This is a genomic window from Pseudoalteromonas sp. GB43 (genome assembly GCF_054923805.1).
In genome coordinates, this window is the sequence record NZ_JBPCHJ010000001.1 from 2,496,375 (window position 1) to 2,517,666 (window position 21,292).

15 protein-coding genes and 2 pseudogenes are annotated in these 21,292 nt (G+C 40.4%); 10 read left to right on the top strand and 7 right to left on the bottom strand.

Annotation, left to right across the window (positions count from 1 at the left end; translation table 11 throughout):
* The first annotated feature begins 55 nt into the window (after positions 1-55).
* Positions 56-2,977, top strand: a complete 2,922-nt coding sequence (locus ACRWSG_RS11880; RefSeq protein ID WP_462166937.1) for a response regulator — start codon at positions 56-58, stop codon at positions 2,975-2,977.
* Complete coding sequence (locus ACRWSG_RS11885) at positions 2,946-3,869, top strand: GGDEF domain-containing response regulator (RefSeq protein ID WP_462166371.1); 924 nt, start codon at positions 2,946-2,948, stop codon at positions 3,867-3,869. Before ACRWSG_RS11880 ends, ACRWSG_RS11885 begins: the two co-directional genes overlap by 32 nt.
* 37 nt (positions 3,870-3,906) lie before the next feature.
* Here the strand turns inward: ACRWSG_RS11885 and ACRWSG_RS11890 are convergent, their stop codons facing one another.
* Positions 3,907-4,287: a DUF3192 domain-containing protein gene (locus ACRWSG_RS11890; RefSeq protein WP_194441928.1), complete on the bottom strand. Its 381-nt coding sequence runs from the start codon at positions 4,285-4,287 to the stop codon at positions 3,907-3,909.
* A 163-nt stretch (positions 4,288-4,450) separates the two neighbouring features.
* Positions 4,451-5,393 (bottom strand): annotated as a pseudogene (locus ACRWSG_RS11895) (D-2-hydroxyacid dehydrogenase).
* A 94-nt stretch (positions 5,394-5,487) separates the two neighbouring features.
* Here ACRWSG_RS11895 and zntR point away from each other — a divergent pair.
* The 4 genes and pseudogenes from zntR to ACRWSG_RS11915 all read left to right on the top strand — a co-directional run bounded on the left by zntR (position 5,488) and on the right by ACRWSG_RS11915 (position 8,744).
* The gene (gene zntR / locus ACRWSG_RS11900; protein ID WP_082874003.1) at positions 5,488-5,901 is read left to right on the top strand and encodes a Zn(2+)-responsive transcriptional regulator; all 414 of its coding nucleotides are present in this window, start codon (positions 5,488-5,490) and stop codon (positions 5,899-5,901) included.
* Positions 5,885-7,113, top strand: a pseudogene (locus ACRWSG_RS11905) (SO_0444 family Cu/Zn efflux transporter). Before zntR ends, ACRWSG_RS11905 begins: the two are co-directional and overlap by 17 nt.
* 155 nt (positions 7,114-7,268) lie before the next feature.
* Positions 7,269-8,399: a 1-acyl-sn-glycerol-3-phosphate acyltransferase gene (locus ACRWSG_RS11910; protein ID WP_199530226.1), complete on the top strand. Its 1,131-nt coding sequence runs from the start codon at positions 7,269-7,271 to the stop codon at positions 8,397-8,399.
* A 99-nt stretch (positions 8,400-8,498) separates the two neighbouring features.
* Positions 8,499-8,744, top strand: coding sequence for a DUF1289 domain-containing protein (locus ACRWSG_RS11915; RefSeq protein ID WP_138616262.1), 246 nt, complete (start codon positions 8,499-8,501; stop codon positions 8,742-8,744).
* Here ACRWSG_RS11915 and ACRWSG_RS11920 read toward each other — a convergent pair.
* A complete protein-coding gene (locus ACRWSG_RS11920; RefSeq protein ID WP_166338838.1) occupies positions 8,741-9,445 on the bottom strand; it encodes a type 2 periplasmic-binding domain-containing protein in 705 nt (234 codons plus the stop codon). The genes ACRWSG_RS11915 and ACRWSG_RS11920 overlap by 4 nt on opposite strands.
* A gap of 151 nt (positions 9,446-9,596) precedes the next feature.
* Between ACRWSG_RS11920 and ACRWSG_RS11925 the strand changes: the two genes are divergently transcribed.
* From ACRWSG_RS11925 to ACRWSG_RS11935, 3 genes are read left to right on the top strand one after another with little or no spacing between them, the layout of a single operon-like run.
* Entirely contained in the window at positions 9,597-9,797 is a 201-nt protein-coding gene (locus ACRWSG_RS11925; RefSeq protein WP_462166372.1) for a DUF3283 family protein, read from the top strand.
* Between the two features lie 2 nt (positions 9,798-9,799).
* On the top strand, positions 9,800-10,225 hold the full coding sequence (locus ACRWSG_RS11930; RefSeq protein WP_054552678.1) for a GNAT family N-acetyltransferase: 426 nt from the start codon (positions 9,800-9,802) through the stop codon (positions 10,223-10,225).
* Between the two features lie 15 nt (positions 10,226-10,240).
* The gene (locus tag ACRWSG_RS11935; RefSeq protein WP_462166373.1) at positions 10,241-14,746 is read left to right on the top strand and encodes an EAL domain-containing protein; all 4,506 of its coding nucleotides are present in this window, start codon (positions 10,241-10,243) and stop codon (positions 14,744-14,746) included.
* Positions 14,747-14,767: 21 nt separating this feature from the next.
* On the opposite strand, the gene ACRWSG_RS11940 is transcribed toward ACRWSG_RS11935, so the two are convergent.
* Positions 14,768-15,721: an ion transporter gene (locus ACRWSG_RS11940; protein ID WP_054552676.1), complete on the bottom strand. Its 954-nt coding sequence runs from the start codon at positions 15,719-15,721 to the stop codon at positions 14,768-14,770.
* Positions 15,722-15,730: 9 nt separating this feature from the next.
* Complete coding sequence (locus tag ACRWSG_RS11945) at positions 15,731-18,400, bottom strand: bifunctional acetate--CoA ligase family protein/GNAT family N-acetyltransferase (RefSeq protein WP_194441920.1); 2,670 nt, start codon at positions 18,398-18,400, stop codon at positions 15,731-15,733.
* Positions 18,401-18,569: 169 nt separating this feature from the next.
* Between ACRWSG_RS11945 and ACRWSG_RS11950 the strand changes: the two genes are divergently transcribed.
* Positions 18,570-19,286 carry an SIMPL domain-containing protein gene (locus tag ACRWSG_RS11950; RefSeq protein ID WP_054552674.1) on the top strand — a complete coding sequence of 239 codons (717 nt, stop codon included), beginning with the start codon at positions 18,570-18,572 and terminating at the stop codon, positions 19,284-19,286.
* Here ACRWSG_RS11950 and ACRWSG_RS11955 read toward each other — a convergent pair.
* Together ACRWSG_RS11955 and ACRWSG_RS11960 are read right to left on the bottom strand one after the other, a co-directional pair.
* On the bottom strand, positions 19,275-20,531 hold the full coding sequence (locus ACRWSG_RS11955; protein ID WP_462166376.1) for a lipopolysaccharide biosynthesis protein: 1,257 nt from the start codon (positions 20,529-20,531) through the stop codon (positions 19,275-19,277). The genes ACRWSG_RS11950 and ACRWSG_RS11955 overlap by 12 nt on opposite strands.
* A gap of 4 nt (positions 20,532-20,535) precedes the next feature.
* Positions 20,536-21,219, bottom strand: a complete 684-nt coding sequence (locus tag ACRWSG_RS11960) for a hypothetical protein (RefSeq protein ID WP_462166377.1) — start codon at positions 21,217-21,219, stop codon at positions 20,536-20,538.
* Positions 21,220-21,292 lie beyond the last annotated feature (73 nt).

Consider the following 21,292-nt stretch of genomic DNA (forward strand, 5'->3'; position numbering starts at 1 on the left):
AGGTTTTGTTTATATTAAGCGCCGAAGTACAGCAAAAAGTGAATTCTTGACCAGTGTGTTAGATAACAAATTTAGGCCTCAATTAGTTAATAGTAATAAGCTTTCCTCAAGCTCTGTGTTGACAATTAATGGCCATGCTTATTTTGCAATTGGTAAGCAACGAGCAGCCAATAGTCGTGATTACATCGTGTTGATTTATGATCTTAAAGCAATTTCTAGCTGGTTAAAGAAAATAGCGCCTAACTATGGTGAGTATATTTTTATCAATCAAGATAACCAAGTTATTGCCAGCTCAAAAACAGCGCTTAACACTGCCATCAGTGCCAGCGAATATTGGCCGAATGTTGCTGTCGATATGCGCAAGAATAACCACAGCCATTTAGTGCAAGAAGCAACAAATTTACCTATTTACACTCGTTTCTATGAATCAAAGCAGGCCCTGAGTGAACCTGTTGGCTACGACATCTTTTTAGAATTCGCGTTTTTGAGTGTGTTTTTAGTGATGATGTTCAGCGCTGTTTTTTGGCTGAGTCAACGTATTTTTGTAAAACCAATGACGCACTTAATGAATTACCTTGAGCAGCATGATGAAGGTAAACAAGCGTTAGTTCATTATCGTATTCCTGTCGATTGGCAGCCTTGGTTCAGCCGTGTAAAACGAGTGTTTAGCCGCAATGAAGAGCTCGTCCAATCATTACAAGAGGCGAATAAAGCGCTTGACTCTCAGGTACAGGTAAAGTCAAAACAATTGCGTCGTAGTATTGATGCGAAAGAACGCCACTTAGCGTTATTAAATACCATGCTCAATAACGTGCCGGATCTTATTTATTTTAAGAATATTGATGGCTCGTTTTTAGGCTGTAATAAAGCGTATGAAGGCTATATTGGTTTGCCACAAGAGAAGTTAGTAGGCCAGCAATTATGTGATATTAGCGATGATAACGGCGAGTTAAATGAACTTGAGAAGCAGGTTTTAAGAGACAAAAAAACGTATCAAACTCGTCTTTCAAATTATGAGAAAACTTACCTTTTTAGCATTGTGCCATTTTACAACGAGCACCAGCAATTTCTTGGTACCATGGCGATTGGTCGTGATATTACCGAGCAGTATAATGCACTGAATGCACTACAAAGCTCAGAAGCGAAATTGCGCAGTGCTATGGAGTACGCAGCGAATGGGGTGCTTCTGGTATCACTTGAAGGTCAAGTGCTGCAAGCAAATAAAGCGGCACGAAAAATCTTTGCAATTGAAAACGTTAATGGCCTCGAGTTGACAAACTTATTTGCTGAGCAGTCTTATCAGACGTTGAAAAATACTCTGACAGAGCTGCTGCATGAGAAGAAAAAAGTTTATCACTTTAGTCTTGAGCAGCAAGAACAGCAGCGCTGGCTGCAAATTAGTGTGTCCCTAGTTTGGAATGCCGAGCAAACACCAGATTATTATGTTGTTCATGTACAGGATGTGACGGATTTAGTGCAAGCAAAAGATGATGCTGAGCGGGCAACGCTCGCTAAAAGCCGCTTTATTGCTAATCTCAGTCATGAAATACGCACACCACTCAATGCAGTACTAGGCTTAATTGATGTTATTGCATTGCAAGGGCTAACTGAGCATCAGCGCACTCATGCAGAGCAGGCAAAAACAGCAGCTAATAGTTTACTGACGCTTTTAAATCGAATGCTTGATTTTGCACGTGCCGAAAGTGCTCAACTGGAAATGAATAAAGCGCCTATGAGTTTATCTGATCTAATTGATTTTAGTCGAGGCGTGATCACTCCCTTATGCACAAATAAAGGCATTGATTTTATCATTGACCGTGACGAGAACATCAACGAATTCTTAATTGGAGACCAAATTTGTTTGCAGCAAGCATTAGCCAATTTATTGACAAATGCAGCCAAGTTTACTGAACAAGGCACAATAACTCTGTGTTTAGAGCTGATTGAAGAGTCTTTAGAGCAGCAACTAATTTGTTTTACAGTTAAAGATACAGGTATAGGTATAAATAAGGCTGATCAAGGGTGGTTATTTGATGCTTTTACGCAAGGAGATGAGTCTTTAACACGCTCTCATCAGGGGGTCGGTTTAGGTTTAGCGATTGTTAAATATGAAGTCGCTTTAATGGGCGGAGAGATAAAACTTGATAGTGAAAAAGGCAAAGGCAGCAAATTTAGTTTTTGCTTACAGCTAGATAAAGCATCAGGACCTACAAAAAGAGAATTAGTTTGTTTGCCTTCGAGTACTGACTTATCTGGACTTTTAGTACTTGCAGTTGATGATAATCCGCTTAATTTGAGCATCATTAAGAGTATTTTGGAGCAAATAGATATTACTGTCATTTGTGCTCTAAATGGTAAAAAAGGTATAGAAATTGCTAAAGAGATCAAGCCTGACGTAATTTTTATGGATATTCAAATGCCTGTGATGGATGGTTGCCAAGCGACGCGAATTATTCGTCAATTATACACCAAAGAGCAAATGCCGATATACGCGCTTACCGCTCATAGTGAGGCTGCAGATATTGAGCATTCAATTGCGGCAGGAATGAATAAACACCTAACTAAACCTATTGTTGCGAGTAAATTGTTTTTAGCAATGAGTGAGCTTAAAAACTCAAAAGAAGCTTTTTTTGATAAGGCTTTTATCTTATCTCAATTTGGAAATGATAATAATTTAGTATTAACTATGTTGTCGAAGTTTGCGACTATGGCAGCAGAGCAGTTAATACAAATTTCTACATTAAAGACTACCGACGAGTTGATCCGTGTGGTGCATAATGTGAAAGGATCGGCTGGTAACCTTGGGTTTAAACGATTGTCAGCGTGCGCTCAGCATTGCGAGGCTACACTAAAAGCTAAAGGTGAACTTTCCGAACAATTAATTGATGAGTTGCAATGCCAAATAAAACAGGTTATTGCCTTTATCATCGAACAAGGATCTACTGATGTTGAAAAGAGCCAAGGTACTGATTGTTGATGACGATCCGTTAAACCGCTTGGTATTAGAAAAAACATTACAGCAAGACTATGATGTTTTTTGTGTTGAGAGTGGTGAAAAAGCACTGACGTTTCTAAAAACACAAAGTGTGGATATGTTGATCTTGGATATTGTAATGCCAGGAATCGACGGCTATGAAGTACTCAACAAATTAAAAGAAAACGCAACGACAAGCATGCTACCGGTAATCTTTATCTCGGCAAATACTAGCCATGATGATGAAGCTAAAGGGTTAGAATTAGGGGCGATGGATTACATCACCAAACCTTTTAGTGCAGCGATCGTTCGTGCACGTGTGCGCAATCAATTAATGATCAAACAAAAAAATGACTTGCTTGAAATGCTCGCCTCAATTGATGACGTAACAGAGATCCCAAACCGACGTTATTTAGATGAAAATTTAGCGCGAGAGTGGCGTCGTTGTCGTCGTGATCAAACACCATTATCAGTATTATTAATGGATGTTGATCACTTTAAACGTTACAACGATTGTTATGGTCACCGAGCAGGCGATGATTGTTTAAAACAAATTGCTCATGCCTTAGTTGGAGCATGTGAGCGAGGTAGTGACTTTGTTGCTCGTTATGGCGGTGAAGAGTTTGCAGCTGTACTTCCAAATACCTCTGCAAAAGAAGCTATGTCGTTTGCAAACAAATTACGTAATGCCGTTAATGAGTTAAATATTCCGCATAAAGCGTCACTAAATGCCGACCATGTCACAATTAGTATTGGTATTGCGACCACGGAAAATGGCCAGGTGTATGCAGAGCAAACATTACTTGAAGAAGCTGATTTAGGTCTTTATCAGGCAAAAGATGCTGGGCGTGATCAGATAGTATCGAGAATGATAGCGGTGAGTGAACATAAGTAGGCAATAGCTGCCTACTTACAGAATTTAAATATGCAAGCTAGCCATTGCTAAGTGATTTATAAATCGTATCACCCACACCGATTAACTTATCATTTTTAAAAACCAGTGGTGTACATTCGTCTTTAGTTATCTTGCCATCAGAATGAATACTATGGGTTGCATAGAATAATACTTGGTACACATCATCACCCTGCTTTAATAACTCGCTAAAGCTAGGAGTATTTAGTTTGTTTAATACAGTTTGATAGCTGGTATCTAATGCAAGATTAGAGATCACTTCACGGTTATTTTTATGCTGCTTTTGCCAGCTAGATGAGCTTCCCGCCCAATGTGTGTCTGCTTCACCGTCAGAAACAGCAATGACACAACCAGTTAAAAATGGTGCAGTTAGCGCGGCAATTAGAAGTGCTTTTTTCATGTTATTTTATCCCGTAGAAATTGTTTTATAGTTGTTCACTTATTTGCAAACTACTTGCCAAACTTATAAAAGTAAATTAAATCAGTTTCTTAGGTTGTTTTTAGGTAAAGAGCCAAGTAATAAATTACTAACTACTTAGCTCTCTTGACTAATAAATTGCGATTTAGACCAACCTGTTACGCATCTCGCCTTGATTAAATGCTTGGATATTCAAAGCAATTTCGTTAACTAAACGCACGATAGATTCTTGGCTGGCCCAAGCAATATGCGGAGTAAGTAATAAGTTTGCGCCTTTATACTGTGCCAGCGGATTTGATTGCTCTGCAGGTTCTTTACTGAGTACATCAACACCGGCTCCGGCAATAACATTATTAGCTAATGCGTCAGCTAAATCGACTTCATTGATAATTCCACCACGAGCAGTATTAATAATGATAGCTGACGGTTTCATCATGCTTAATTCTGTCGCGGCGATTTGGTTGCGTGTTTCATCAGTAAGTGGGCAGTGAACACTAATAATATCCGCTGTGGTTAGAGCATCATTAAAACTAACACGACCTTCACGAGGTGCATGACCTTCGTTCACTGATGATGACATTAGCACCGAAAGCACGCGCTACATCGGCAACGGCTTTACCTAGTGAACCGTAACCAATAATTGCCAATGTTTTGCCTGCAATTTCTTTAAAGCTGTAATCTAAACGGCAAAACATTGGACTTTGTTGCCATAAGCCTTGCTGGCAATCATTAATGTATCTGTGAGTATTACCCAGTAAATTAGTGATGAGGGTAAAGGTATGCTGCACTACACTCGGCGTTGAATAACCTGCGACATTGGTCACTGCGATGCCATGCTCTTTTGCTGCACCTAAATCAATGTTGTTAGTCCCTGTCGCTGCAACACATATTAATTTTAAATTAGGTAATTTGCTCATGGCGTGCTGATCAATCACCACTTTATTACTAACAACAACATCGGCATCTTGGCAGCGCTCAACAACCTGTTCTTTAGCGGTTAAATCGTAACAGGTTAATTTACCTAATTGCGCTAAGGCATCTAACGACGTGTTGGCTAATGTCGCTGTATCAAGGACAGTAATATTCATGTGCTTTCCTTTTTTAATTTATTGCTTGACCTTGGGGTGTACTCCAAGGTTTATAGTGAGCATAATAAATAAACGCTTCACAATGGAGACGGTGATGAAAATAGGTGAGTTTGCCCGTCAGTTGGGTGTCTCAACAGATACGCTACGGTACTACGAAAAGCATGGTTTGTTAACGCCAAGTTCGCGTTCAGATGTGGGATATCGTTTTTATTCTGAGAATGACTATAAGCAAATGGCGTTTATTCTCAGAGCAAAGAATGTTGGCTTTAGTCTGGCTGAGATCAAAGAGCTACTGCAAATTAAGTTTCATAAAGATCAGCATTCTTGTCATGAAGTTAAAGAGATGACGTTACAAAAACGTGATCTGGTTGCACAACGAATTGCAGAGCTTACTCGCTTTTATGACTCACTTTCATTGTTAGCAGATAAATGTTGTGGCGGTGAAGAGCCTGCTGAAAACTGCTCAATACTAACGACGCTGGAGGATATCGATGGACTTACTCAATAATTTTTGGCATCTGTTTTTACTCTCAGCACCTTGGTTAATGCTGGGCTTATTCATAGCAGGTCTTCTCAATGTATATTTGCCTGCTAACTTTCTTAACCGGCATTTAGGCAAAGAAGGGTTGTGGACCACAGTTAAAGCAGCCTTTATAGGTGCTCCAATGCCCTTGTGCTCATGTGGTGTGATCCCAGCAGCCATTGGTTTAAGAAGAGCGGGGGCATCGAAAAGTGCCACCACCGCATTTTTAGTTTCAACCCCTGAAACTGGGGTCGATTCGGTTTCGGTATCTTATGTGTTGCTAGGCCCATTTATGGCGATAATTCGTCCTATTGCCGCCGTGTGCAGCGCCATTGTGGCCGGCGTCTTAGTGGGGAAAGACAGTGAAATCCAACAAGTACAAAGTACAGAATCAGATAAAGAAAGTACTAAAGCAGACTCTTGTTGTAGTAGTAAACAGCCAAAGCCTGTGACCACAACGAGCTGTTGCAGTAAAGAGACGCCAGCAAAGCCCGCACAAAGTTGTTGTAGTAGCAAGGAATCGCAACCAATACAAGAGCAGCAACAAAGTTGCTCAACAGAAAAAGCAGCGCCTATACAGAAAAGCTGTTGTAGCAGTGAGCAGCCAACCAAAGCCGTTGAAAGTCGTTTTAGCAAACTGAAACGCGCGGTGAGCTTTAGTTGCAATAAGCTGCTTGAAGACACCATGATTTGGCTAATGATCGGTTTATTCTTTGCAGCGCTTGTACAAACTTATGTACCAGAATCTTTTTTAAGCCAGTGGGGGAATGGCATCCTTGCTATGCTGGTGGTTATTTTAATCAGTATTCCTATGTATATTTGTGCAACTGCATCGACACCTATAGCGGCAGGTTTATTACTCAGTGGTGTATCTCCGGGGGCGGTGCTGGTGTTTATGTTAGCTGGACGGCAACCAATATCGCAACGCTTGGTGTCGTTGGTAAAGAGCTTGGCAAGCGAGCGGTATTTGCCTACCTAATAGGTGTGATTGGCACGGCACTGGCTTTTGGCTTTTTAACCGATTATTTAGTGGCGCAATATGGTTTTGTGGTAGCGCCGATGATGGGTGAAGAGCACGAGGTTCTACCTCATTGGTTAAGTCTTGCTGCAGGTATTGTGTTGGCAATTTTAATACTCAGATTGCTGTTAAAAATGGTATTAAAAAAATCCTCGCAAACTGGTAAGAGCATTGCTTAATTATTTGTTATAGATAAATATTTTATACATTGATTGGCATTTAATTTGGTTAACTATCGCGTCTCGGTTCGCATTTAAAATTGCCTGAGTTATAATCCGCCAATTATTTTTAACGGTACGCTTTGCGTGCCGTTTTTTAACTTAAGTAGTTTTTAATGAGTGAAAGTGTGGATAAATACGCCGACATAAGACCTTACAATGATGATGAAGTAGCTGACTCAGTAGCGCGTTTGATTGCTGATAATGCCTTTGTAGATGTAATCGCTAAGTATAACTTACCGCGCTTTTTATCGAACTTCCCATTTATTACTCGCCCATTAGTGCGCAGCCAGCTGCGTAAAAAGTGGGGTAACACCTCATCGGTTGAGCAAGTTCAGCACGAAGTGGCTGATTATTTGAACAAACTAATCACCCGCACTACTTCAGAGGTAACGTTTTCGGGCATTGATAAACTAGACCCAAAACAAGCTTACTTATTTATCTCTAATCACCGCGATATAGTGCTTGATCCTGCGCTCGTTAATTGGGGCTTGTTTAAGCACAACATGCCGACAGTTCGTATCGCCATTGGTGATAACTTACTGCAAATTCCTTATATCACTGAGTTAATGCGTTTAAACAAGAGCTTTATTGTGAAGCGCTCAGCGAAAGCACCGAAAGAGATGCTAAAAGCGCTGTCGCAGCTGTCTGCTTATATTTATGACTCACTTTCTGAAGGCCACTCAATTTGGATAGCGCAAAAAGAAGGCCGAGCAAAAGACGGTTTTGACCAAACAGATCCTGCCCTGCTTAAAATGTTGCAGTTACAAGGCCGCAAGCAGAAGAAAGAGTTTGCTGAATACGTACGCGAATTAAAAATTGTACCTGTGTCTATCTCTTATCAATACGAGCCATGCGCGATTGCTAAAGCGAAAGAGCTTTATCATAAACAGCAACATGGTCAGTATGTGAAACAGCAGGGTGAAGACATAGCTAGTATTGTTGAAGGTTTTAGCACCGCCAAAGGGCATGTACATTTAGCGTTTGGCGAGCCAATTGAGTCGGGCTGTGAATCGCCTGAAGAGCTGGCAAAAACTATTGATCAGCAAATTGTTGATTCGTTTTTCTTACACCCAGGCAATTATATTGCAGGTGGTTGTACGCAAGCTGTGATTGATGAAAAAGATGCCGCTGCATTTAATGAGCGTATCGCAAAAGTGCCAGAGGAGTTAAAGCCTTTGGTATTAGCTATGTACGCTAAGCCTTTTCATCGTAAAGCAGAACTTGCAACAAGCGAGTCTAAGTAAGCGAAACAAATAGTTTAAGAAGCCACTTTTTAAAGTGGCTTTTTTTATGGTTAATTTTCAGGCTATACTTTTAATATTACTTATTAACCGGCATTTGTGATGCAACAGATTGAAATATTTGAAATTCCAAGCCCTTGCAAAGGGATATGCCAAGTTAATAACCGGGGTTATTGTAAAGGCTGCTATCGTAGTCGTGATGAGCGATTTTATTGGAATAAGTTTACCAATGCAGAAAAACGTAAAGTGATCAGTCTATGCCAACAGCGTTACAAACGTTACCTTCAGAAAAAGCAACAAGCTGAAAATCAACAATCAACGCCTGAGCAAGGAGGGTTTGATTTCTAAAATTCGGTGAGATTGTACTTTGATTTTAAAAATTGCACCGTGCCATTTTCATCAAATTCCTCTAGTACTCTAGTTAGTTTGGGTATTAGTTTCTCATGACGTTTATGAACAAAATGATAGCTCTGCATTGGCATCAGCACTTGTTTGTGAAATGCATCTTGATCAAAGTCAGGGTGTTTAGTTGATAACATAAAATCGAGTAAAATTGCGCCTTCAACACGATTTTGCGTAAGTAGATTCAATTGAGCCGTGACATTTCTAACTTTTATTACATCACCTTTAAAAGGGTGTCGTTCAATGTAACTCTGTGCTGCAGGGTAACTTGATTGGATTGCGAGCGATTTTAGTTTTGGGTAATAGCATGTTTTGCAGTTTTTTAGCAGGATTAAATTAAAATCAAATAAAGGGTAGTTCACTTTTATTAAGTTTGGATAGCCTTCTTTGACATCAGCAATGCGACCAAGCTGACCATCTAATACACCTTGATTTGCGGCTTCCAGCGCATTTTGATGGCTAAAATCAATGATACTTATTTCGTAGCCAATTTCTTTATAGGCCATTTTAAGTAAATCAATAACAAAGCGAGCTTGTGGAGTATCAGCAGGACGATTAAAAAAGAGAGTGTGGGTATTGGCTAAACTTGAAAAGCAAAAGAATAATAATAAAAAGGCGAATCTGTGGCTCAGATATTTTGACAACATGCGTTCCTTGCGTACATAAATTGCTCGTTAATTTACTGGCAAGTGTTGCTAAAATCAAGTTTCGTCAGAGGCTTTTTTGGGCTAATTTATCGGATTAAACGGTTTGAATTTTGTTATACTAGATAAATCAAATTATTAAAGCTGAGAAAGTATGAGTTTCAATTTATGTAAATTGCCAAGAGATCAAAAATATCAAATTCAATTGGACTACGAAGCATCATTTTGGGCTTATCAAATAAAGCGCGGTAAAAATACGCGTGAAGGTGTTTATACTGCAATAAATAATCGTCCTATGTCTGAGCAGGCTTTTCTTAAGCAACAATTTGAGCATTACCTTTCGTTAATGAGCTAGTCATGGCAGCGTTTAGATTTTGTTTACTTGAGCCAATTAAAACGCCGTTAGTAAATAAATTTTATGATAAACACAATGCACGTGGCCGAGCAACCAAGGCTGACCAAGTATGGGTTGCCTATAAAGATTCTGAGATAATCGCGGCGTGTAGAGTACAAGACCAATCAGGGCTATTATTTTTGTCTACTCTTTATGTAGATGAATTATGGCGTGGTCAAAGGGTTGCTTCGCAGCTACTTGCGGCCGTAACCGCTCGGCAAAAGAAGGTTGTTTTTACCTTCGTGTACCAAAATCTGATTGATTTTTATCTACAAAATGGGTTTAACTATATATTAACATTACCAAACTCCTTGCAATCACTATTTGAACTTTATGCACACCGAAAAATTGTTGCGATGCACTTTACGCGTGACACAGTGCCAAGTTAGCAATTTGGAACGTCAATGACTAAGTTCTTTTCTAGTATAACCATTTTTTTATTTTTGAGCTTTATCTTGTTTAGCCACTGCGCTTATTCACAGGTTAAACGGTTATCAACCAGCGAAGGCTTATCGCAAAGTTATGTAAACACCATGCTCATTGATAACAGTGGCTATCTTTGGCTATCGACTGAGGGGGGGCTTAATCGCTACGACGGCTATCAGGTTGTTCATATCAAAGGACCTAATGGTGAGCTTGAAGATGCCATCATTGACCGTATTTACCAAGATCCTCAAGGCTATATTTGGATAGCTTCGCTACAAGCGGGTTTATTCCGTTATGATCCCACTTCCGATACTTATCAGCAGTTTATTGCTAAACCCACCACAGAAGAGCAAATTTTTATTGAGTCGGTGTTTAGTATGGTGGCTGTTGATGACAAAACACTATGGCTTGGTCGGGGTTGGGACTTTGCCAAGTTGGATTTAGAAACAAAACAAGTCACTTCAATTTTTGAAATCCCTGAGCGTGTAAAAAGCAGTGTTATAAGAGAGCTGTATGCTTATAACGGATTCATTTTTATGGGCACAAGTAATGGCGCTTATGTATATCAAATTGCTAGCGGTGAGGTTCGTAAGCTTGAGCACTTACAGCAAAAACCAAGTCATATTTATCAAAATTATGTGAAATCATTTGCAGTAATCGATCAAACAACTCTACTAGTCGGTGCTGTCAGAGGTTTGTATCAAGTTGATATCAGTAATTTAGAAGCGATGTTTGAGACTCCTAATAAGCCTTTCTCTAATAAAACCTTAATAAAAGATTTGAATATTTGGACCATTATTCAAGAAAAAGATGCGATTACTTTAGGTACGGATAAAGGGTTGTTTGAATATGACCTAGTAACAGCAGAGCTTAATAAAAATAAGCGTTTACGGGAAGGCGGCTATACGTTAGCTGATAACAGTATTATTGATGTTGTAAAAGATAAATCGGGTGGCATGTGGCTGGCGACAAAAAATGATGGGGCCTTTTATTTATCTTATGATAATTACAACTTTATTAATGTGACTGCTAACTCACTGAGAGGTGATGGTTTATCACATCACTCGATTTGGAGTATTGCGGAGTTTAAAAATAGGCTTTGGCTGGCCACACACAACGGTTTAACAGCGGTTGACTTACAGACTAACGAAAGTGAAGTGTTCTTAAAAGACTACCAAGTTGACTTAATAACGACAGAGTTCAGCGTTTACCAAATAATGCCCTATAAAGATAAGTTGTGGTTACACACTAACAGGGGAATTTTGAGTTTTGATCCAGACACAAAACAAGCGTCACCTGTTAAGGCTGCAAATCCTGAAAATCAGGTTTTAATAAACGACTGGGTGCATGGCATATTATTAATGCCCTCGGGTAATCTTTACTATGTCCACCCTGATTACGGCATGTTTGTATACAATATTGATAGCCAAAAAGTGACCCGACTTGGTGGGAAATTTGATGAATTTGAGCCATTTTTAGCTTATGGGTTCTTACCCGCCTTATCTTCTAAGCCCGATGCGCCTTTATTTTATAATGCAGGTATTTTATATCAGGTTGATCCGCAGTCTTTCGAGTTGACAACGATTTATACTGTTCCCGAGCAACACGAAAATGTAGCCGTTAATGTGATGTCATACATCATAGATAATAACAATGTACTGTGGTTATCGCTTTCTAACTTTGGCTTGATCGGCCTAGATGCTAGCACTTATGAGCATATCTATACCATTGACCTTGAAAAAAATAAATTAGGAACCTTGTTATATGACATGGTACTTGATGAAGCGGGTATGATTTGGATGAGCAGCCATAAAGGCCTTTGGCGGCTTAATCCTAATAATCTTCATTTTCAACAATTTACAGGCTCGGAGGGGCTATTCTCTACAGAGTTTAATAGTGGTGCTTTCACAAAGCTTGAGTCAGGGCAAATTGTATATGGAACGCTCAAAGGGTTTACTTACTTTTCTCCTATGGATAACCACTACCAGCAAGCTTTAATTGATCACGTTAATATTACTAATCTTGATTTAATGTCTCGTGATCTACCTGCCGAGCTAAAGCAGCCTATTGATAGTGTCGTTCTTGAGCATGATGACATAGGTCTAGAAGTTGCCTTTTCGGCAATGGCATTTAATTATCAAGAACGTATCATTTATGAGTATCAACTCGGTGATGGTCAAAAAACCTATACCCGTAATAACAACCGGGTGTTATTCCCAAAACTTAGTGCGGGTAAGTATCAACTCAAAGTATGGGCAAAAGATCCATTAACAGGGGAGTTAACGCCACCCGCTATATTAAATATTGAAGTAAAGTACCCACTTTGGCGTGCTCCGCAATTCATAGTTTTGTATGTTTTATTAGTTGCACTTTTTGTCGCTGCTTGGGTTTTTAGACGAAATCGTATGCAACAAATTTTGCTTGCCGCCCATAAAGAAAGTAAAGAAAGTGAAGCACGCTTAAAGTTAGCGCTTGAAGGGAGTCATTCAGGTGTGTGGGATTGGTCTTCACAAAGTCCAATTATATATCAACCGCGCCTTAAGAATGAGCTAGGCTATGAAACAGACAGTGTTAATTTAGATGATTACTTAGCAAGAATTCACCCTCACGATAAGCAAACTTTCCGCTTAGAGTGGTTAGAGTTTTTATCAACACAAAAAGGTTATTTTAATTGCACCTACCGATTACGCCATGCTGATGGCAATTGGCGCTGGTATAAAGATTTTGGCAAAGTAGTTGAGTGGCAAGATAATGCGCCAGAAAAAGTAGCCGGTACCTATACCAATATGACACGAGAGCTCGTATTTGAAGAAAACGCGCGCTTGTTTGGTGCAGCGTTTGAGCAAACTCGTGATTGGGTGTTTATCTTAGATAAAAATCTGCGAATTCGAGCTACTAACAAATCATTTCAAGATGCATTTGGTTTTCCGGCTGAACCTCGTTCTAGTCGCTCGCTAACACTCGGTTTGTCTATTGCTGCCCGCATACATTATTTAAGAGTGATGCAAAAGCTGCAGTCTGGCGAGCATTTCTCAGCTGAAGACGTTGTAGAGGTAGCAACTGGTGAAAAGCGCCAAGTATTAATTAAAATTAGTGCTGTTGCAGGAAGTAATCGTCAGCTAGATAGTTACGTCATAATCGTGACTGATATTAGCGCGCAAAAATTGGCAGAGAGTGAATTACACTTATTGGCTAACTATGACGCCTTAACAGGTTTGCCAAATAAAACGCTATTTAATGACCGAGTTAATCATGCAATTGAGCAAGCTGCTTATCATCAAAATAAAGTCGCTTTGCTAAATATTAATATTAAACGCTTTAAATATTTTAATGATTCACTCGGTCGGGAAGAGTCAGACGAGTTACTGAAACGTGTTGCTAAACGTCTAAAGCAAGTTCTCAGACCGCAAGATAGTCTTGCACGTTTTGATGGTGATGAGTTTGTTATTTTAGCTGAAGACTTTAAACAAGTAGATGAGCTTTTATCATTGTGTGGACGAGTGATGGATAGTGTTGAATCGCATATCGAGCTCAGCCAACAAGCAGTAAAAGTAAACTTCAGTGTGGGAGTTGCTGTTTATCCTGATGATGCGCAAACCACCAAAGCATTATTAAAAGCATCTAATGTGGCTCTGTATCACGCCAAACAACTGGTCGAAGGTGGTTATCAGTTTTATAAGCAAGAAATGAACTTACAAGTGCAACGTACTTTGCATTTAGAATCGCAGTTAAGTAAAGCTTACCAAGAGCATGAGTTTTGTAATTTTTATCAGCCAATAGTCAGTGCTGAGTCACGCCAAGTCGCGGGGCTAGAAGTACTTTTACGTTGGCCAAATAAAGATGAATATAAGCCTGAAGATTTTGCGAACGCAGCAGAAAGCTCAGGGTTAATTACCAAAATAATGCTGCAGACTTTATCACGAGCTTTGATTGAGCTTCGTCAATGGCGCACGACGCATCCTGATTTATATATTTCGATTAATTTATCTGCTCTTGATTTTGAAAGTGTAAACTTAGTTGAAAATATTCATAAGGCGCTTGAAGCTAGTAAAGTGCCTGCCAGTGCGGTGGTTTTTGAAATTACTGAATCAGTCATGATGCATGATTCAGATAAAGCACAGCAGAGCATGGATAAACTCAAGGCCCTTGGTTGTCGGATTTATATGGATGACTTTGGAACTGGCTATGCGTCACTGACCTACTTAAAACGCTTTCCGGTTGATGTGCTAAAAATTGATAAAAGCTTTGTTAATGATATTGGTATTGATAAAGGTGATGAAGCGATTATCAACTCAACGCTTACGCTGGCAAAAAGCTTGGGTAAAGAATGTGTTGCCGAAGGCGTTGAAAACCGCACTCAATTGCAGTTCTTACGCTCTTTAGGCTGTGAGTACTTTCAAGGTTATCTATTTAGTAAACCTGTAGCAGGTGATGAAGTAAAAGCGCTTTTAGACACCCTGTGGGATGATGAGTTTTTAGGGTAAAGCCAAAGCTTTACCCTTTAGTTAATCTTGGCGTTTACCGCAGTGGCGGCAATATAAATTGCGATTGCGGTTTTTAAGTTCGTTATGAATCGCTTTGTTCGCCTCTTGCTGACTTAAGCCTAGTTTATAGCGTAAGTTCTCTAAATGTTCTTCTTCAACTGGCGATAAGTGGCCGTCTTCAATGGCTTCATGTACTGCATCGGTAAACACTTGTCTGCGTTTACGTAACTGTTCAGAAAAGCTTGAAGCTAGCAAACCAGTTGGAATTGCCACCATGCCCATACTCACTAGTGTGATAGCACCACCAAATAAGCGGCCTAGAGGAGTCACAGGCACCACATCGCCATAACCAACGGTTGTAAGTGTCACCATGGCCCACCACATTGCAGCAGGTATAGAGCCAAATTTATCGGGCTGCACATCATGTTCAATTAAATAAATACCGCATGAGGCGATGATCAAGACCACGGCCATTATAAAAAATGCAGCAAGCAGTGAACTGCTTTCTTCTTTAAACGAGTTTAGTAATAGCTGCATCGCTCTTGAATAACGAGTGAGCTTAAAAATACGCATTAACCTAAGTACTCGTAAGAAACGTAAATCAACACTCACAAACATCATTAGAATGGTGGGTAAAATCGCAATGAGATCAATCAGCGCCATGGGCGAGAAGAAATACCTAATACGAATCTTTGAGTTTGTCAGCGTGCTTTCTTTGTGCACGCTTTTATCTACACATGACCAAAGCCTGAGCACATATTCTAGGCTGAAAATAGCAACAGAAATCAGCTCAATCATTAAAAATTCATAATGATACTGCTTTGCTAAAGGGCCAACCGACTCCAAAACAATTGCCACTACATTGATCATGATCAGCGACATCAAAAACACGTCAAGTGCGCGTCCTACACGTCGATATTTACCATTACCTTCAAAAACTCGTGCAGTGTAATTTCTTAAACGATGCAAAATAATGATCCAGTTTTAGTTAAGTTTTAGCACCATATTAATGCTGCCTTCTTCAAAGTCGCGGGTGATCTTAAACCCGAGTTTTCTTGCCAGCTCAATCATGCCAGTATTTTCAGGTAAAGTGATCCCTGAAATTTGTTTAACGCCTTGGTTTTTACAATGCTCAATCGCCGCATTCATTAATATTGTACCAAGCCCTAAACCTTGGCAATCAGAGCGCACCACAATTGCAAACTCAGCATCGAGCTTGTCTGGATCCATCAACACTCGAGATACCCCTAATGTACAGGCTGAACCATTTTGCTCTTGGCTGACAATAAACGCCATTTCTCGGTCATAATCAATTTGCGTCATTTTCGCGAGCTGATCATGATTAAATTGCGGTAATTCACCGAAGAAGCGCTTATATCTGTCTTCTTTGCTCAATGATTGATCAAACTCTAAGTGTGCTTGCTCATCTTCCGGTTTGATAGGTCTTAACTGTGCTTGGGTATTATTTTTAAGGGTTACTTCTTTAACTAATTCAATTGGGTAGGGACGAATACACAAGCGTTTACGGTTCGCTTTTGCTTTATAACGGCTAAGACCAATGGTCGCATCAAGGACCAAAAACTGCCCGTTACTGGCTAAAATTGGATTAAGTTCAACACTGGTGATATCAGGTTGATCGATAACCAGCTGCGAAATACGGGTGAGTAGGGCGCATAAACGGTATTTATCGACTTTTTCTGGTAGCACGCGGTCTTTAAGTACGCCTTTATCGTGCGCTGCAGCAATTAGGTATTTTGCCAAGTTCATATTAAGTGGCGGTAATGCCACTGCTGCTTGTGCGAACTCAAGTCCGGTGCCAGCTTCACCTAGTAAAATCACCGGACCGAAGTTAGGCTCTGTTTTGATGGCGATACGTAGCTCATTAGCACCTGCTCGCGGCGCCATTTTTTGCAGTGAAAAACCTTCAATATGGGCATCAGGGTAGGTGTTTTTGATTCGTAGCAGCATGGCAAAGGCTGTTTGCTCAACTTCTTGCGCATCATTTAAATTAAGGACAACACCACCGACTTCTGATTTAGAAGGAATACTTGGGCTAATTAGTTTTAACGCTACCGGAAAACCCAGCTCAATTGCTTGTTCTTTGGCTTCTGTTGGCGTGTAAGCAACTTCAGTTTGAATACAATCAATACCATAATGAGTGAGAATTTGACTAGCTTCATGGGTTGATAAATAGCTTTGCTCTTCGGCTAAAAACTCGCTCACCACAGAGCGTGCAGCGTCTTTATTTATTTTTGCATCATCGGTGTTTGATTCTGGTGTTTGTGTTAAATGCTTTTGGTTACGACGATAACTTACTAAGTGCATAAAGGCACCCACCGCACCTTCAGGTGTACGGTAGGTTGGAATAGCGTTATTGGTACAGACTTTACGTGCAGCATAGGCGGCATCTTCACCCATAAAGTTAGTCATAACATAAGGGCGAGCCATTTTTGGGATTTTTTCCAAGGTTTCAACAATGATCTCTGCATAATCTTCACTCGGTGCAAGCGCAGAAGGAGTATGGATGATCAGCAAGTTTTTAACTTCTTTAGCTTGTAGTAAGATTTCTAAGGCTTGTTGATAGCGTCTTGGCGCTGAGTCACCAAAAATATCCACCGGATTTGAGGTCATTTCTGATTGCGGGATGACTTTATTAAGCGCAGCTCTGGTCTCATCGCTGAGCTCCGCCAGCTTTCCTGAGCTTTGCAAGAGCGTATCCACAGCCATGACACCTGGGCCGCCGCCATTGGTTAAAATGGTTAGCTGCTCGACTTTAAGAAGTTTTGGGTGCATTGCCAGCGTTTGTGTCGCAGCGAAAAGCTCTCGTAAGTCGTTTACCCTAAGCATACCTGCTCGCTGAAATAGCGCATCATAGACTGCATCTGAGCTTTGTTTGCCACCAGTGTGTATTTCTGCAGCGAGGGCACCAGCACTGGTTTTACCGGTTTTAATGGCGATTACGGGTTTGCTAAACGCAGCGGCTCGCGCTGCGGAAATAAAGCTGCGAATATCTTCAATATTATCGATATATAACAAAATAGCTTTAGTTTTTGCATCTCGGCCTAAAAAGTCGAGTAACTCATCAAAGTCGATATCTAGGCAATCACCCACAGATACAAAATATGAAAAGCCAATTTCTTTGTTTTTCGCCCAATCTAGAATGGTTGAGCAAACAGCCGCAGATTGCGATACAAAAGCAAGCTTTCCTGGGCTTGCAACCGTATGTGAAAAGCTGGCATTTAAACCAATATGAGGAATAAGTAAGCCCAAACAATTAGGCCCAAGTAAAGAAACATTTGCCTCAGCAGCTGCTTCTTTTAATGCGTGCTTTTGTTCGACGTTTAAACCCGCTGCAATTACCACCGCATGCTTACAACCAAGCTCTCCAAGCTCATTAATGATGTTAATTAAGGTGTTTTTATTAGTACAAATAACCGCAAGATCAGGCACTTTGGGTAGTGCAGCAATGCTTGGGTAGGCTAATACCCCGTGTACAGCGCTGTGATTTAAACTAACAGGCATGATTGGGCCTTTAAAGCCCCCCTGTAGTAAATTACGCATCACCACAAAGCCCGCTCGGTTAGGGGAATTTGAGGCGCCAATCACCGCGACCGATTTAGGATTAAAAAATTGGCTAATACGTTTAACGCTCATGCTGTTTCCTTCGCTTGCGATGTTTGTTAAAACTTCAGGGTCTGTTAAGTTTAATACACTCAAACTAGAACCGACACGCTTCCAAAGTATTAAAAGTTATACTCATAAGATAACCTGTTTATAACTACTTTTCGAGTCAAAAACAGTGACCTACATCAAGGAGAAAAGCATGAATAAAGCGCAACCATTTAATATCGTTATTGCAGCGTGTGCATTGGCGGTCGGTTTGCTCGGATTAGGTTTTATTTTGAAAAGTGCAGCCCTTGATGTAAAGGGCATGGAGCGCACAGTTCATGTTAAAGGGCTAGCAGAAATGGAAGTGCCAGCCGACACCGTTATCTGGCCTTTACAGTTTTCTGATGCCGATAACAACCTTGAAAAACTAGTGGGTCGAGTTGAAGAGAAAAGTGATGCGGTTGTGGCTTTTTTAAAACTACATGGATTTAGTGATGAAGAAATCAGCCTTGGTAGCCAATCGATTATTGATAAACAAGCTCGCGAATATGGCGGCGAGAATCAGCAGTTTCGTTATATTGCTCGTAATAATGTCATTGTTTATTCAAATGATATTGAAAAAGTGCAAAATGCCTTAGGCGCAGTAAGCCAATTAGCCAAACAAGGCATTGCGATAGTACAAGATAATTACGAAACGCGGATTCAATATTTATTTAATGGCTTAAATGAAATTAAGCCAAATATGATTCAAGAAGCAACCGAAAAAGCCCGCGAAGTAGCAATGAAATTTGCCAAAGATTCACAGTCTAAATTAGGTAAAATTAAAACAGCGCGTCAGGGGCAGTTTTCAATTTCTGATAGAGATTCAAACACACCTCAGCTGAAAAAAGTGCGTGTAGTTACCAGTGTTGAATATTATCTATCTGACTAAACCCAATACCACAGATAAAGGTAGCCGCATGCGTGTGCACACAATCACCATGCGGCAAATCGCTCCAAGCATAAAGCCGCCACTAAACGCCACAGCCACCCCCAATAAGCCAAACTGATCTTTTAATAGTACTGCCATTAAAACCGTGACACTGGTTGCACCAAGTAAGACATACAAGTTGATAAGCGGGTTGCCTTTTAACTTGACCATGCTACTGGCTAAAATTCTTGCTGGTAATAATAATTGCCCGAGTAACAGCAGCATTAAAATCCAAAATCCTTCTTGTAATTGGCTTTCGCCATAGAGAGTGAGTAGTGGCTTTGCGAGCAAGGCAAGTAGCAAAATAGCGGCAAAGTTAAAACGCCATATCACTTTCATTAACTCGCTAAGTTGCTGCTCGGTCGTCTCATCGGCCATTAAAATGGGTTTTAAATATTGGTTGGCGGCATTGCCTAAAATAGTCAGTAAGCCAGCAATCACTACCGCTGGAAAGAAGATACTCACGCCTTGTGCACCAAACCAGTGATGCACCAGTAAGACATCGAGTTTTGCTACCAACACGGTGCCTGCACCACTGGCGAGCATGATCAATGAGTCTTTACACCATTGCTTGGTTTGGTAGCGGGCAGTGCTTGCAACGATCATTTTTTTGATTAACCAATATTGATAAATGACTACGCACAAGATGCTACAAAACAACAAGATACAAATCTCGACTAACGATAAGTCGCCACGTATCAAGTACACGAAAAAGCAAAACCCCGCTGTTAGCAATTCAAAAATACACTGCTGCGTTATCAAGCCAATTTTTGGTTTATTCAAAGCCACTAAAAAAGCCGATTGGCTCTGCATAATGGCGCCAATCGGCACCAGTAATAGTAAATAGGCCACATGCTCTTGAGCGCTTTGGTGCGGTGAAATAGCCTGAAAGCTAATCACCACAGCAGCGACAAAAATCACCCCGAATAAACACGATGCCGCTAAATAAACATGTTTTAAGCCGCGTAGTAAGTCATGTTGCTGAGCTTTGTAGAGCGGGTAGCTAATACGCATTAAAGATGATGCAAAGCCCATACTCGCAGGTAATAACAAAATTTCACACAGTGCGAGTAACGCCGCGAAAGTACCAAACTCATCAGTACTTAATAACCTTGCAAGGCACAAGGTAAGCACAATACGGCTACCATGGTTAAGGGCGGTAAAACTACTGAGCGATAAAAACGCTTTAACAACATCCTTATTCATGGAGTTATTGATTGAGCGCGTTTAATAACTGTGCCGTTGGCACTTGCAAATAGGTCGCGCAAAGCAGCACTTTACTGTCGCTACTCGTTGCTTGATTGGCACCATAAAATTGCTTAAGGGTATTTACCAAGGCGCTGACTGCGCTCGGGCTGTGATTTTGGTCGACTTCCATCATGGCTAATAATGCAGAGAATTCATGTTTGGCTAGCATCTGAGTCGTGCTGTTTAGCGCTATAAAGCAACCTATAGGAGTGAGCTGCTGCTTATTTAATGTTTTTAACGCAACACCCAAGCTTTCGTTGCTTTCAAATAACATTAACGAACGCAAGTAATTAAAGGGTAGGTTATTAGCCTGACACTGCGTAAATAAGTGATGTAGTAGGGTATTGCCTTGGTTGTCGGTAATACAAAAAGCATTTTGAAACTTAAGACCAGGCGTGAAAAAGCTCAGTTTATCGATATCATCAATTAAGGCTACAGCTTCACTTGGCAGCGGGCTTGCTTCGAGTAAATGCGCTGCCACATTTTGTAAAAACAAGTATTTAACTTCACTACTGCACGCTAATTGATAGATATGCTGTAATTGTGCCGCTTGCAAAACTCCCGATAAACTTTGGTAATCGGCAATGAGTTCTTTTAACTGATGATGTTGAAGTCGGCTGTTCAATTGCTCAATCGCGCTTTGCATGGAGATACTCGTTTTTTATTATTTATACATTTATAGCTCAACTACTTGTTTAAATAAATAAAAAAGGCCGCTG

What these genes read in the sequence shown, in the direction of transcription:
- ACRWSG_RS11885 (WP_462166371.1), top strand. Translation starts at nt 2,946, where the DNA reads ATGTTGAAAAGAGCCAAGGTACTGATTGTTGATGACGATCCGTTAAAC.
- ACRWSG_RS11890 (WP_194441928.1), bottom strand. Translation starts at nt 4,287, where the DNA reads ATGAAAAAAGCACTTCTAATTGCCGCGCTAACTGCACCATTTTTAACT.
- zntR (WP_082874003.1), top strand. Translation starts at nt 5,488, where the DNA reads ATGAAAATAGGTGAGTTTGCCCGTCAGTTGGGTGTCTCAACAGATACG.
- ACRWSG_RS11910 (WP_199530226.1), top strand. Translation starts at nt 7,269, where the DNA reads ATGAGTGAAAGTGTGGATAAATACGCCGACATAAGACCTTACAATGAT.
- ACRWSG_RS11915 (WP_138616262.1), top strand. Translation starts at nt 8,499, where the DNA reads ATGCAACAGATTGAAATATTTGAAATTCCAAGCCCTTGCAAAGGGATA.
- ACRWSG_RS11920 (WP_166338838.1), bottom strand. Translation starts at nt 9,445, where the DNA reads ATGTTGTCAAAATATCTGAGCCACAGATTCGCCTTTTTATTATTATTC.
- ACRWSG_RS11925 (WP_462166372.1), top strand. Translation starts at nt 9,597, where the DNA reads ATGAGTTTCAATTTATGTAAATTGCCAAGAGATCAAAAATATCAAATT.
- ACRWSG_RS11930 (WP_054552678.1), top strand. Translation starts at nt 9,800, where the DNA reads ATGGCAGCGTTTAGATTTTGTTTACTTGAGCCAATTAAAACGCCGTTA.
- ACRWSG_RS11935 (WP_462166373.1), top strand. Translation starts at nt 10,241, where the DNA reads ATGACTAAGTTCTTTTCTAGTATAACCATTTTTTTATTTTTGAGCTTT.
- ACRWSG_RS11945 (WP_194441920.1), bottom strand. Translation starts at nt 18,400, where the DNA reads ATGAGCGTTAAACGTATTAGCCAATTTTTTAATCCTAAATCGGTCGCG.
- ACRWSG_RS11950 (WP_054552674.1), top strand. Translation starts at nt 18,570, where the DNA reads ATGAATAAAGCGCAACCATTTAATATCGTTATTGCAGCGTGTGCATTG.
- ACRWSG_RS11955 (WP_462166376.1), bottom strand. Translation starts at nt 20,531, where the DNA reads ATGAATAAGGATGTTGTTAAAGCGTTTTTATCGCTCAGTAGTTTTACC.
- ACRWSG_RS11960 (WP_462166377.1), bottom strand. Translation starts at nt 21,219, where the DNA reads ATGCAAAGCGCGATTGAGCAATTGAACAGCCGACTTCAACATCATCAG.